Source organism: Pseudomonadota bacterium (assembly GCA_039193195.1).
Lineage (GTDB): Bacteria > Pseudomonadota > Gammaproteobacteria > Steroidobacterales > JBCBZW01 > JBCBZW01.
Window position 1 is genome coordinate 23905 of record JBCCWS010000020.1, and the last position, 13340, is coordinate 37244.

Here is a 13340-nt window from a genome sequence, read left to right on the forward strand (position 1 = left end):
AATGCACCCTCGAATCGCGCCCCTCGACAGCAGAGTGTCGGCATCAGCTCGGCTCGCCTGGCATCCGCGCCGAGCGTGCCCAAGGGCGTCGTGCGATATGCAGGCGATTCAAAGAACATCGCCGGGCAGCCCTTGCGGAGACTCGTAATTGGACGCCGCGCACCGAATCCTGGTCATCGACGAGAACCACTCAGACCGCCTACAGCTCTCACGTACTCTCTACGAGCACGGCTATGTGACCCTCGAGTCCGCGCACCCATGGCCAGCGCTTGAAACGGTGGGGGCGTGGCGCCCCCACTTGGTGGTGCTGCAGTGGCGCACGGGTTCATCGGCGCAACACGGCAGCGACCGGGTCACCCTCGACGCGTTGAAAGGCCAAATCAACAGCTGCGACATCCCGGTCATGCTGATCTCTAAGGATGGCAGTGAGGAAGCGCGCGTCGGCGGCCTCCAACGCGGCGCCGACGACTACCTGGTGAAACCTCTATCTCTGGCCGAGATGATGGCCCGCGTCAGCGCCCTGCTGCGTCGAAGCGATCAGCCGACCGAGGTGATCAAACTCGACGGCTTGACAGTCGATGCGAGCAACCACATAGCTACTACGGCTACCTGCAGCGTTCGCCTGCGACCGGCCGAGTTTCGTCTACTGCGCTTCTTCATGCGCTATCCCGATCGGGTCCACACGCGCCTGCAGCTAATGAACAGCGTATGGCATGCACGCGAGGACATGGTGGAACGGTCGGTCGACGTGCACGTGCGCCGCCTTCGCCAAGCCCTAGACCACGCAGGCCACTGCGCGCGAATCGAGACAGTGCGCGGCGTGGGCTATCGATTCCCCTCCGAGTGCGACTGTTAGCGCAATCGCTTCCTCAGCTCAGGCTGACAGTCCCCCAGCAGGCGCAGCAGATACGTTAGCTCTCCTCGAGGTCTATCGGCGGCACCGGTGACTTGCGCAGCAAAGCCTCTCCTAAGGGCACATCTTCGAGCGCGCGGACTATCCGCACGGCTGCCTGCCCATCCCCGTAGGGATTCTCCATGCCCACCAGAGATGCCCGGAAACGATCGCTAAGCGCCTCCTGCACAGCGCCCACGATCCGCTCGGCCTCAGCCGGCACATCGATGATGTTGCGCGCCCGTTCCCGGCCAGCCTGTCGCTCGCCCACGTTTACGGCCGGTAGGCCAAGGGCAGGCGCCTCCATGATGCCGCTCGAACTGTTGCCGAGCAGGCACCCCACCCTGGCGAGCATGGCCCAGTAAACGCGCGGATTGAGGTTTACGCGAAGGTGCACCCGTGGGGCGCCGTACTCAGCCTGGAGGGCTCCAGCTCGCGTGATCAGCGCTTGGCCGCCAGCGTCCGCGTTTGGGAAGCAGAACACGAGCTGGCACACGGCTTGCTCCACTAAGCGGCGAAGTGCTGCAAAGGTGGCATCGGCCTCGCGCAGCGTATCGCGCGCGAGCGTCAGGGAATGCACCGCCACCACCACGTGTTGCTCGGTCGGGGTGAAGCCGAGCGCCTCGGCGAGGGCCTCGCCCGCCGGCAGCTCACTGCGAGTGAGGTGATCGAGCGAAGGCGCCCCCGTACAGCGTACCCGCCAAGACTCCTCACCCATCCGCAACACGCGGCGGCGAGCCAGCGGAGTCGGCGTGAAGTGAAGGTGTGACAGCTTGGTTAGGGCGTTGCGGACAGGGTCGTCGATGGCGCCCTGGCTCACCTCACCGCCCTCGATATGGGCGATGGGGATGCGCAGGGTGGTCGCGACGGCGGCGGGCGCTAGCATCTCGTAGCGATCGGCGATCAGCAGCAACAGATCCGGACGCAGCTCCCCCAACACCTCGGCGAGGCCGAGCACTGCATCTCCCACCGTGCGCGCCATCGCCACGTCGTCATCGCCCGAGGCTAGGCAGGGCACTCGGGCAGTCACCTCGAAGCCGTCAGCTTCGATCTCACGGATCGTCTCACCGAATGTATCGCTAAGGTGAGATCCACACACTATCAGAGACAGCATAATGCGAGGACTCCCCTGCATCTCTCGCAAGACCCAGTGCAGATGGCTGTAGTCAGCGCGGCTGCTGGTGATCACGGCGACGTGGCGTCGCGCCTTGCTCACCGCTGAGCCTCAGCATCGTCGGGAATGACCTTGTAGGGATTTAAAGTACCCTCGGGATCTAAGGCCCCCTTCACCCGCCGCATCAGTTCCACGGAGAGGGCATCGCGATAGCCTGCGATCAACGGTCGCTTGAGGTAGCCCACTCCGTGCTCGGCACAGACGCTCCCGCCGTGCGCCGCCGCCGCATCGAGCACGGCAGCAGACACCTTGGCGCCACGATCACCCTGGAAGTAGTTGCCCAGGCGTTCGCCGCGAGGCGCGAGGAAATTGAAGTGCAGGTTGCCATCGCCGATGTGACCGTAGGCGCAGGGGCGGGCATCGGGCGCCGCCTTGGCCGCCCCGTCGAGCCCACGCGCAAGGAACGCGGCCAGGGCGGGGACGGGCACGGACACATCGTGCTTGTAAGAACCGCCAGCCAAGCGCTGGGCCTCCGGCACGTTTTCGCGCAACCGCCAAAGTCGCTCACGCTGGGCTTCGGTCTGCGCCACCACGGCGTCCTGCACCCAGCCACGAGCGTGACCCTTTGCCAGCAGGTGCTCCAAGCGGCCTTCCAAACGGGCGTCTGCGGCGGCCGAGGACAGCTCCACTAGTAGGTAGTGTTCATAGCTTGGCTCGGACAGGGGATTGCTCCCGCCCTCGATGTGCTGCGCTACCAGCTCTAGGGCAAAGCGCGGCAGGTACTCGAAGGAAGAGACGGCATCGGCACTCTCGCGTCGTGCGAGGCTGAGCAGCTGGCACGCGGCGTCGACATCGGTGATTGCCACCAGCGCCGTCGCCCGCTCGCGGGGCGCGGGGAACAGCTTCAATACCGCCGCCGTAATGATCCCGAGAGTGCCTTCGGCGCCGAGAAACAGCTGCTTCAGGTCGTAGCCAGCGTTGTCCTTGCGCAGCGCGCGCAGACCGTTCCAAAGGCTGCCATCGGCCAGCACCACCTCGAGGCCAAGGACCAACTCGCGCGCATTGCCGTAACGTAAGACCGCCGTGCCGCCAGCGTTGGTGGCGAGGTTGCCGCCAATCTGACAGGAGCCCTGCGAACCGAGTGAGAGCGGGAAGAGCATACCCTCACGACTCGCCGCGGCCTGCACAGCAGCGAGCACCACACCGGCTTCTACGGTCATGCTGTAGCCGACTGCATCTACCTGGCGGATTCGGCGCAAACGCTCCAAACTCAAGAGAATCGTTCGCTCTCCCGAGGCCTTATGGTCGATGCCGGGCGTCGCGCCGCCGCAGTAGCCCGTGTTACCGCCTTGAGGCACCACCACAAGCTTGGAGGCAGCCGCCAAGCGCACCACCTCGGCGACGCTGGGCGCGTCCGGTGGTCGCACGATCATCGCCGCCTGCCCCTGGTACTGGCGACGGTGATCAATCAGGTAGCGCTCGCCGTCAGCGGCAATATCCACCACGCCCTGCGGCCCCACGCACGCAGCGATCGCCTGCAGCGCCTCGCGCCGATTCATGATTTCAGTAGTCCTCGCAGGCGTCCACAGCCACTGGGTTGAATTGGGGGTACTCGGGATACCACATGGCCTTCGCGACGCGCCTGGCGATCGCATCCCGGTCGCCATCGGCCGCAACGCCATCATCCATCGCCCGCGCGACCACCGCCGAGGCGACTTGTGCCGATACCTCGCGCAGGCGCTCGATGGCGGGAAACAACAGCCCCTCGGCGAGCTCGTCGTCCGCCACCGCGTCCGCCAGGGCTTGGGAGGCGGCGCTGATCATGCCGTCGGTGACCTGTGTGGCCCCCGCCAGCAAGGCTCCCATACCGAGACCTGGGAAGATGAACACGTTGTTGCCCTGACCGATGCGGTAGCGACGGTCGCCGAAGATCACATCGGCGAAGGGGCTGCCCGTGGCGATCAGGGCTCGTCCATCGGTCCACTGCAGAACGTCGCCAGGCACCGCCTCGGCGTTCGCCGTGGGGTTGGAGAAGGGCATGATGACCGGCCGCTCGACGGCAGCGCCCATCGCTCGCACCACCGCTTCATCGAAGGCGCTCGGCACCCCAGAGGCACCGATCAATACCGTTGGCTTCCAGCGCTTGACCACCTGCAGGAGATCCCGGTGCGACGGATCGTCGAGGCCCGCCTCGCGCGCCTGATCTGCGGTCCACGCCAGCTCGCGCTTGTAGCCTTGCAGCGCCTCGTTCATCACGACTAGGCCGCGGCTGTCCAGCACGGCGATCCGACGCGTCGTGTCCTCGCCGCGCACGCCGAGATCCGCCAAACCGGCCTTCAGCTGCATGGCGATACCGTAGCCCGCTGCACCAGCGCCCATGATCAGAATTCGCTGCTGATCAAGGCCTTCGCCGGTGATACGAAGCGCCGATAGAACGCCCGCGAGCGCCACCGCGCCCGTCCCCTGAATGTCATCGTTGAAGGACAGGAGGTCTGTTCGATAGCGCTCGAGGATGGCGAGGGCATTGCGGTGGCGAAAGTCCTCCCACTGCACGAGGGCGCGGGGGAAGACCTCCTTCACGGCGGCCACGAACTCGGCCACGAGTTCATCGTAGGCAGCACCGCGCAAGCGTGGGTGAGGCCAACCGAGGTAGAGATCATCACCGAGCAAGGCCTCGTTGTCGGTGCCAACATCGAGGCTAATGGGCAGGGTGCGCGCCGGGTGAATGCCCGCTCCCGCACAGTACAGGGAGAGCTTGCCGACGCAGATGGCGATACCGCCGGCGCCCTGGTCGCCAATGCCGAGAATCGACTCGTTGTCGGTACACACGATCAGCTCAACCTCGACCCAAGGCGCGGCCGCTCGCAACACTTCAGCGATACGACCCTTCTGATCCGGCGTGATCCATATCCCACGCCCGCGGCGGAAGGTCTCACTGTAGCGCTGGGTGGCTTGGCCCACGGTTGGCGTGTAAACGATGGGCATCAACTCCGCTAGGTGTTCGACGAGGACGCGATAGAACAGATGCTCGTTTCGGTCCTGGAGGGCGGATAGGGAGATGTATCGATTAAGCGGTTCGTCGTAGTTGCAGATCGAGGCGTAGATGCGTCGCGCTTGCAACTCGATGCTGGCGAACTGGCTCGGCAGCACGCCCTCTAGATGGAATTGCTGACGTTCGGTCGGACTGAACGCCGTGCCCTTGTTATAGAGCGGTTGGCGCAACATCGTCTGACCGCGCAGGGGCACGTCCAGCACCTCGCGGCCTTCATCGTCCGTTCTCAGTACGAAGCGTCTCGTGGGCATGACCTTGGATCCTTAACTTCCGCTGTAGCAAGAGGCTCAGTTCGCTCGCGAAATGACAACGGTGAGCATCACACCCGCGTTGAGTCAAACGCGACTGCGGCGTCACAGCCGTTGCACCCGTCCCACGAGCGCAGCGCTACCGCACCCCGAGGCCGAGCAACGCCGACTGGCTCACAACCGCCTAAATGGTAACCGCTGCACAAGACACCGTTACAGGGCGAAACTTCGACCTGACGCACTGCCCCAAATGGCTTGGGCGCCGATAATTCTCGCGCCGAGTTATAAAATTCACGTCCCGAATGCAATCCGTCCGCCCACGCCCGTCTCTCCATCTCCTGCTCACCGCCCCTTTCGTCGCCATCGTCAGCGTGGCGGTGGCGGTGGTCGCTGGTCTATTGCTGGACGCGGGAAGACGCTCAGTAGATCGCTTGAGCGCCGACCTGTGGCGCAGCGTCGCCGGCGAGGTCATGCACTATCTGGATGAGTTCCTAGCCAAACCCGAGCGAATCACTCAAGACGTGGCCCACGTCATCTCCAGCGGATTGATCGATCCGCAGGCCCGCGAGTCGCTCCTAAGCTACCTGGCCTACCCCATGCAGCAAGACCCGGCGCTCTACGTGTCCGGTGTCGGACGACTCGATGGATGGGTCACGGCAGCGAGCCGTGACGACCGCGGCGACCGCATCGTCGCCCAGCTGACCGAGGCCTCCTCGCCCACTCGACTCACCACGCGCACCCTCGGCGAGGACGCGACCCTCGGCGCGGTGGAGCGCACCGACTCCTACGATCTGCGCTCGCGTCCTTGGTTTCAGCTTGGACTTGCCAGCGACGGCACCGCTTGGACCGATCCCTACCGCAACTACGCCACGGATGCTCTGCTGCTGAGCGCCGTCCACCCGATCATCGAACGGAAGTCAGGCCGCGTCGAGGGCGTCGTCAGTGCCGCGATCTCCCTCCAGACCCTGTCCGACTTTCTCGCCACGATCGAGGCGGCCCAGGATGGCGCGGTGTTTGTGAGCGATGGCGAAGGCCGCGTTCTCGCGAGCTCGCAGGCGCTAGGCGCATCGCTCGTCTCGGCAACCCTCGCCGCGTTGGGCGGCAGCGTCGACGGCATGGCCGAAGCGACCACCCGACGCCTGGACGTCGAGGGAGAAACCCACCTCGTTCAAGTCGCCCCGTTTCGCGACGGCAACGGCCTCGACTGGCGTGTGATCACCAGCGTGCCGGAGGCAGTCTACCTCGGCCCGATTCGCGCCAGCTGGCGCCTCTCGGTCGCCCTCGCGTTGGGCGCGGTACTCACGGCCCTGCTCGCGGGCACCCTGGTATCTCGGCGCGTGGTCGGCCCCCTCGCGCGCCTGAGCGAAGCGGCACGTCAGGTCGCCTCCGGTGCGATCGCCAGCCAGGACATCGACCTAGGCGACCCAGGCCGCGCCGGCAGCCACGAAGTCGCCCAGCTGCACCTTGCCCTGGAGCAGATGACCGCACGCCTGCGCGATACCTTCTCCCAGTTCGAACACCTGAACGCCGCCCTCGCCAACTCAGAGCATCAGCTGCGCGAGACCTTGGAGATGTTGCCCGTTGGCGCGATGCTGCACGATGCGGACAGCCGCCTCGTCTTCGTCAATGCCGCCGCCTCGGAGCTGCTGGGCCTGCCGCCAATGGACAGCGGCCGCCCCTGGGCCGAGGCTGACCTTGCAGACCACGCGAAAGAGGTGCTACAGAGAGTAGAAGGCGCCACCATCGGCCCCGCCCTTGCCGGCGAGCCCGCGCACGTTGATTGCATCGAGCTAGAGCGCGACGGCGAAGACTTGGCCGTGGAGCTTTGGAGCTCGCCGATCTACGGCGACGAAGGCCACGTAATCTTCGCAGTCTCCGCCCTGCAGGATGTGGGCGATCGGCGCCGCGCCGAGGCTCGCCTCATCCACCACGCCACCCACGACTCACTTACGGGCCTCGCTAACCGCAGCCAACTGATCACTCGCGCCAACCTGGCCATCTCGCGCTTGCGCAGAACCCCCGAGCGACGCTTCGCTGTGCTGTTCCTCGACCTCGACGGCTTCAAGGTCATCAACGACAGCCTAGGGCACCTTATCGGTGATGAGGTATTGATCGAGGTCGCCAGGCGCCTGTCTGTTCTGTCCCGCGAGACGGACCTCGCCGCCCGCCTCGGTGGCGATGAATTCGTGCTGCTGCTCGAGGATTTGCCCACTCGCGAGCAAGCACTGCAGGTGGCGGACCGCGTATTTACGGCGCTCAACAACCCCGTGACCGCCGGTGGGCAAGAGGTGCGCGTCGGCACGAGCATCGGCCTCGTACACGGCGACGAGCTGTACGAGGAAGCCTCGGAGATGCTGCGCGATGCCGATATCGCCCTCTACCAGGCCAAGGGCGATGGTCGGGGACGCTACGCGGAGTTCGATGCCAGCATGCGCGACCGCGCCATGCGTCGCCAGCGACTGGAGGAGGACCTGCGCGATGCGCTGCGCAGCGAGAATCTCACCCTTCACTTCCAGCCGATCGTCGACCTCAACAACGGGTCCGTCACCAGCTTCGAGGCCCTATGCCGGTGGCAGCACCCCACCCTCGGCTCCATCAGCCCGATGGAGTTCGTGACGCTGGCGGAGGAGACCGGACTGATCGTGGCCCTCGACCGGTGGGTGATCCGAAGCGCCTGCCGCACCATCGCCCACTGGCGTCACCAACACCCCGATGTGAGCTTCCCGCGGGTTGCGGTGAACCTCTCCAATCACGATGTATCGCGCAGCGACCTCGTGACCTACATCGACGAATCCCTCCGGGCCTTCCGGCTTCCCCCCACGGCCCTTGGCGTCGAGTTAACCGAGAGCGGCTTGGTCAAAGACATCGAGCACACCCGTGACACGCTCCTGCGCTTGCGCGAGCGCGGGATCACGATTTCCATCGATGACTTCGGCACGGGGTACTCGTCCTTGAGTTACCTCTACCGCCTACCGGTGGATGCCCTGAAGATCGATCGCTCCCTGGTGAGCGGCGTCGCTCCGGGGGCGACCAACCACAAGATTGTCAGCTCCGTCGTCGCCCTTAGTAACGAGCTTGGCATCGACGCGATCGCCGAGGGGATCGAAGAGGAGGCCGAGCTCACGCTCCTGCGCGACATGGGATGCGAGCGCGCCCAGGGCTACTACTTTGCCCGCCCCGTGCCCGCAAGCGCCGTCCCTGCTCTGCTGACTGGCGAGGGCAGCGCCCGCGCCGACGCCATGATCACCTCCGATGGATAAGGGCGAATCCCCTCGAGAGGGCACGGGAGACATCGCGGCGAGCAGCGAAGCTCGCCTCATCCAGCGGCGTATCATTCGCAGCTACACCCTCGCCCTCCTGCTAATCGCTGCCGCAGCCACCGGTACGTTCTTCACGGCGCAAGCGATGATCTGCGAACAGAGCGACAGCGCCGGTCTGATCAACATCAGCGGCCGCCAGCGCATGCTTTCCCAGCGCATCTCCCTGCAAGTCATCCAGCTGATACAGGCCGAAAGCCACGGCGCGAAGCGTAAGATACGCGCAGGAGTCGAGCAGGACTTGGAGGTCTTTAGCACCTCACACCTGGCGATCCTCGACGCCAGCGGGGGCCGCTCCGAGATGTCTCGGCCCCTGCGAGCACTCTACTTCGAGGGCGATTACCCGGTGGACGACGCCGTGCGCACCTTCGCCGCAGACGTGCGTGACTTGCTCGCCGCAGCGCCCGACGCCGCGCGATCCCGAAGCGCCTCTCGCCTTGCCGAGACAGCCAAAGGCCCCCTGCTGGGCGGACTCAACGAGGTCGTTCTCCAGTACCAGCGTGAAGCTGAGCACCGCATCGATGTACTGGACCGGGTTGAGACCATCATCTACGCCATTACGCTTCTCGGCCTGGTGGTTGAGGTGCTGGTGATCTTCCGTCCACTAGTGCGAGAGATCGGTAGGCGGACACTCGAGCTTGAGGACGTCACCTTTAAGGCAAGTCACGATGATCTCACGGGCTTGCCCAACCGCCGCTACTTCTACGAGCAGGCCACGGCCGCCCTCGCCCGAAGCAGGCGCAAAGAACAGCACACTGGGCTCTTACACATCGACCTCGACGGCTTTAAGGCAGTCAACGACGAACTCGGCCATAGCGCCGGAGACGATGTGCTGCGTCATGTCACCACGCTGCTGAACAACGTGGGACGGCGCGGCGACTTTGCCGCGCGCCTCGGCGGAGACGAGTTCGTCGTTCTGGTAGCCGATGCGAAGGCTCCGAAAGATCTAGAAGCCATGGCAGCCCGACTCGTGGCGGAGATGGCCAAGCCGATCAACGTGCAGGGCACGCAAGTACGTATCGGCGCTAGCGTCGGGCTCGCGATGGTGCCGCCGGGGGCACGCTCCGTCGACGCCGTGCTGTACGAAAGCGACCAAGCGCTCTACAAGGCCAAGGCGGACGGCAAGGCCACTTGGAAGTGGTTCGCTAATCCAGAGCCAGCTAACTAGCTAGCTCGTCAGGTCACTGACGGCTCGGTAGGCCTGCTCGATTGCCGCTTCCGACATCGCGTTGGAGGCCGCGTCGCTAGCCGCGATGGCGATGTTGCCAAAGGCATCGCGATTGCGCTCCCAGTAACGCTCCTCCGGCGACCACAGGTCCGGCTCGAAGGCAATGCGATCGGTCTTCGGGTCGTGAGCGTAGGCGTAGCCGTGGGGCCAGCGGTTCACGGTGATAGCGGCGATGTCACGGTCAGCCTGGAAGCCCCCTGGAGCGAGCATGCGCGTCAGCTGATCGCGCACGTGATCTTCGAAGGTGCCGAAGGGTGTCGACAGGAGGGAGCGCTGGCCGGCGCGAAACTGCTCCCTTGCGCTGAGCCCAGCCTCCCCGGGCACGTGATTGAGGTGCAATACCATGGGCTCTTCGGGGCTGACGGGGTAGTCGTAGCCGCCGATCGAGACGGGCCAGTCCAACATCACATTGTGGAAGAAGCTGCCCGAGCACAGGGCGCGGTGAAAGCCGAGATTGGCGATGGACTGCCAGTTGCGCACCACCACGTTCGTGTACACCAAGGGCGCTCGGACCGCTTGACCGAGGAGCTCGCGCTGGGGATTGGGCATCTGCGGGCACAGGCGTGGCACGATGCCGTGATAGCAGGCGAGCACTACTTGGCGCGCCGTTACCGTGCGCGCCTTGCCACCGACCACATAGGTAACGCGCACGGCATTGTCGAGATCGTCATCGATGTGTCGGACGCGCACGACCGTGCTGTTCAAGCGAATACGCACCTTGTTGGCGGCCCGATCGAGGGCGCCGTAGTTAAACTTCGCAAGGACGATGTCATCCATCGTGCGCCCCGGTGCAACCTTAGGAATCATCTCGCGCACGAGCATGCGGGCGATCGTCGCGTTGCCGTCGGGGAAGTGATAGATGTAGGGATGAGGGTCTTCCTCCGCCTCGGCTGAATCCGAGTAGAGGCCGAGGTCCAGTTCGCCGAATCCTGGGTATCCGCTCACCATCGCGGCCCGCGCCGGAAACGCATCGATGCCGATCGCCCACACGCCGCGGCTGATGTCCTTGATCGCGGCGAGGGCCTCAGCACCGATCTGGGCGCGCTCCCTGAGGTAAGTCTCGTAGCTGACTTCCGTCAGGTAGGCAAGCTGGGCGTCGCGGCCCAACTCCTCGTCGAGGTAGTGACGCTCATTGGCGAACAGGCGTACAAGCTGCGCCTTGGCTCCGTCGCTCAAAGGCGCCCCTGCCACCACCTTCGCATCCGCGAGCGATCCCACCGCGAGGTGATCACGGCCGAAACGCTCGCGATTGAAGAACGTGGCGGAGGCCAGGCCGAGGTCATCGAAGAGATCGTGATGATATGCCTGCTTGAAGCGATCCGTGTCGATGCCCAGCTCGCGCAGGAGGCGCTTAGCAACCGCCGGGTAGCCCCCGGGCGCCTCGATGAGCATGGTGCCACCGTAGCCGATCAGCTGCTTATCACCGACCGTGAATTCGTTGCGCTTCGCGTGGCCCCCGAAGTCATCGTGATTATCCAGTACCAGGATCTTCGATCCGCTGCCCGCCGCCTGGCGGTAGAAGTAGGCGGCGGATAGGCCACTTATCCCACCCCCGACCACGGCCAGATCGTAGAGCTCACCCGTATCCTCTGCCGGCGGTAGGGCTCCGCCATCGCGCAGCGAGTGGGCCACCTCGTAGGAGCCTTCATGGGAGCCGCGCAGCCCCACCTTCGCAGGCGGGTAGTCTTCTGAAAAGGCAAGGTGCGGGTCCATCGCTCTCGCGAGACCTTCCGGCACCATGGAGGCGCCGACGCCTACGGCGATCCCGTTCAGAAAATCACGGCGCGTTACCTGACGCTTCACGTCCCCTCTCCCTTACCGACTAGTGTGCTGTCCCAGAAGTTCGTTGAAAAACATGCACGGGGCTTTTCGTTCCTGGGTGCGGCGCGAGGACGAGCGTGGCAGGCCCCACGGGAGGAGGAGCAACGTACTCAGGGGCGAAAAGTACCCGCGTATTTCTCAACGAATTTCTGGGACAGCACACTACTAGTCGTCGAACTCGAACCAGGTCGTCTTCAACTCCGTGTAGTCGTCGAAGGCATGGATAGACTTATCGCGTCCGTTGCCACTCTGTTTGAAGCCACCGAAGGGCACCGTGATGTCACCGCCGAAGTAGTTGTTCACGGTCATGGTGCCCACGCGCAGAGCATTCGCCACTTTGTGTGCGGTGTTGATGTTCTGGGTCCACACCGCACCCGCGAGCCCGTAGATGGAATCGTTAGCCAAGGCGATAGCCTCGTCGGCCGAGTCAAAGCCGATCACAGACAGGACCGGCCCGAAGATCTCCTCGCGGGCGATACGCATGTCGTTGCGCACCCCGGTGAAGACCGTCGGCTCATGGTAATAGCCGCCGGAGTCGAGGTGGGTCTGGTTGCCTCCTGCCACAAGCGACGCGCCCTCTTGCCGGCCGACGGAGACGTAGCTGGATACGGTCTCAAACTGCTTCTCGCTAATGAGCGGTCCCATCGTTGTATCGGGATCGAGGGGATCTCCCGGATGCCAGTCCTGACAGTGCGCGAGCACCTTCTCGACAAAGGCGTCGTGGGCGGAGTTCTCTACAAACAGTCGCGTGCCTGCCGTGCAGGTCTGGCCGCCGTTGTAGAACACGGCCAGGGCCGCGCCAGCGGCGGCCTTGTCGAGGTTAGCGTCGCCAAACACGATGTTCGGACTCTTACCGCCGAGCTCGAGGAACACGCGCTTCAAGTTCGACTGCGCGGCGTCCTGCATGATGCGCTTGCCGACCGCGGTCGAGCCCGTGAAGGTCACCCCGTCCACATCCGGATGGCGCGCGAGATGGCCGCCGATGGTCGGGCCGTCGCCGGGCAGTACCTGCAACACCCCCGGCGGCAGCCCCGCTTCGGCCGCGAGACCCGCGATGCGAATGGCCGTGAGCGGCGTATTCTCCGACGGTTTGACGATCACCGAGTTGCCCGTGGCGAGGGCCGGCCCTAGCTTCCACGCGGTGGTGGAGATGGGGAAGTTGAAGGGCACTACCGCCGCCACCACGCCGAGCGGTAAGCGTTGCACCAGAGCCAGGGTGCTAGCTGGAGAGGGGGAGATCTCATCGTACAGCTTGTCGATGACTTCGCCGCTCCAGCGAATCGTGCGAATCGCCGAGGGAACATCATCGCCCGTGGTGTCACCGATCGGCTTGCCCGCGTCGAGAGTCTCAAGCAACGCGAGTTCGCTAGCATGCGCCTGCATGAGCTCTGACCAGCGCACCATGATGGCCTTGCGATCCCCTGGCGCTTTGCGCGACCACACGCCGCTTTCGAAGGTCTTGCGCGCGACCTTGACCGCTTGATCGACATCCTGGATCGAGCATTCGGCCACATCCGCCAGCGGAGTGCCGTCGGCCGGCCGAGTCAGCATGCGGATCTCCCCGGACATCGATGGGCGATAATCGCCGTCGATGAAGGCGCGAGCCTCGATGGAAAGCGCGTCCGCAGCGGTGCGCCAGTTGTCGTCTGCTATATCCATGTCTCGTTT

At 64.7% G+C, this 13340-nt stretch carries 8 protein-coding genes; 3 read left to right on the plus strand and 5 right to left on the minus strand.

Going from position 1 to position 13340, the window contains the following annotated elements:
• The first annotated feature begins 148 nt into the window (after positions 1-148).
• Entirely contained in the window at positions 149-856 is a 708-nt protein-coding gene (locus AAGA68_15850) for a winged helix-turn-helix domain-containing protein (GenBank protein ID MEM9386531.1), read from the plus strand.
• A 55-nt stretch (positions 857-911) separates the two neighbouring features.
• Here AAGA68_15850 and neuC read toward each other — a convergent pair whose 3' ends face one another.
• The 3 genes from neuC to AAGA68_15865 are packed head-to-tail and all read right to left on the minus strand — an operon-like array spanning position 912 to position 5309.
• Positions 912-2108 (minus strand): UDP-N-acetylglucosamine 2-epimerase, encoded by a 1197-nt coding sequence (gene neuC, locus AAGA68_15855; GenBank protein ID MEM9386532.1) that lies wholly within the window; start codon positions 2106-2108, stop codon positions 912-914.
• Positions 2105-3565 (minus strand): FAD-binding oxidoreductase, encoded by a 1461-nt coding sequence (locus AAGA68_15860; GenBank protein MEM9386533.1) that lies wholly within the window; start codon positions 3563-3565, stop codon positions 2105-2107. Before AAGA68_15860 ends, neuC begins: the two co-directional genes overlap by 4 nt.
• A gap of 4 nt (positions 3566-3569) precedes the next feature.
• Complete coding sequence (locus tag AAGA68_15865) at positions 3570-5309, minus strand: NAD-dependent malic enzyme (protein ID MEM9386534.1); 1740 nt, start codon at positions 5307-5309, stop codon at positions 3570-3572.
• A gap of 299 nt (positions 5310-5608) precedes the next feature.
• Here AAGA68_15865 and AAGA68_15870 point away from each other — a divergent pair, with 299 nt between their 5' ends.
• Both AAGA68_15870 and AAGA68_15875 read left to right on the plus strand, forming a co-directional pair.
• Positions 5609-8566, plus strand: a complete 2958-nt coding sequence (locus AAGA68_15870; protein ID MEM9386535.1) for an EAL domain-containing protein — start codon at positions 5609-5611, stop codon at positions 8564-8566.
• Positions 8559-9791, plus strand: coding sequence for a diguanylate cyclase (locus AAGA68_15875; GenBank protein ID MEM9386536.1), 1233 nt, complete (start codon positions 8559-8561; stop codon positions 9789-9791). Before AAGA68_15870 ends, AAGA68_15875 begins: the two co-directional genes overlap by 8 nt.
• Here AAGA68_15875 and AAGA68_15880 read toward each other — a convergent pair whose 3' ends face one another.
• Both AAGA68_15880 and AAGA68_15885 read right to left on the minus strand, forming a co-directional pair.
• Positions 9792-11654, minus strand: coding sequence for an NAD(P)-binding protein (locus AAGA68_15880; GenBank protein MEM9386537.1), 1863 nt, complete (start codon positions 11652-11654; stop codon positions 9792-9794). It lies immediately after the preceding gene.
• 183 nt (positions 11655-11837) lie between these two features.
• Positions 11838-13331, minus strand: coding sequence for an aldehyde dehydrogenase (locus tag AAGA68_15885; GenBank protein MEM9386538.1), 1494 nt, complete (start codon positions 13329-13331; stop codon positions 11838-11840).
• Positions 13332-13340 lie beyond the last annotated feature (9 nt).

Coding starts and splice junctions, on each gene's coding strand:
- AAGA68_15865 (MEM9386534.1), bottom strand. CDS start 5,309: ATGCCCACGAGACGCTTCGTACTGAGAACGGACGATGAAGGCCGCGAG.
- AAGA68_15860 (MEM9386533.1), bottom strand. CDS start 3,565: ATGAATCGGCGCGAGGCGCTGCAGGCGATCGCTGCGTGCGTGGGGCCG.
- AAGA68_15885 (MEM9386538.1), bottom strand. CDS start 13,331: ATGGATATAGCAGACGACAACTGGCGCACCGCTGCGGACGCGCTTTCC.
- AAGA68_15870 (MEM9386535.1), top strand. CDS start 5,609: ATGCAATCCGTCCGCCCACGCCCGTCTCTCCATCTCCTGCTCACCGCC.
- AAGA68_15875 (MEM9386536.1), top strand. CDS start 8,559: ATGGATAAGGGCGAATCCCCTCGAGAGGGCACGGGAGACATCGCGGCG.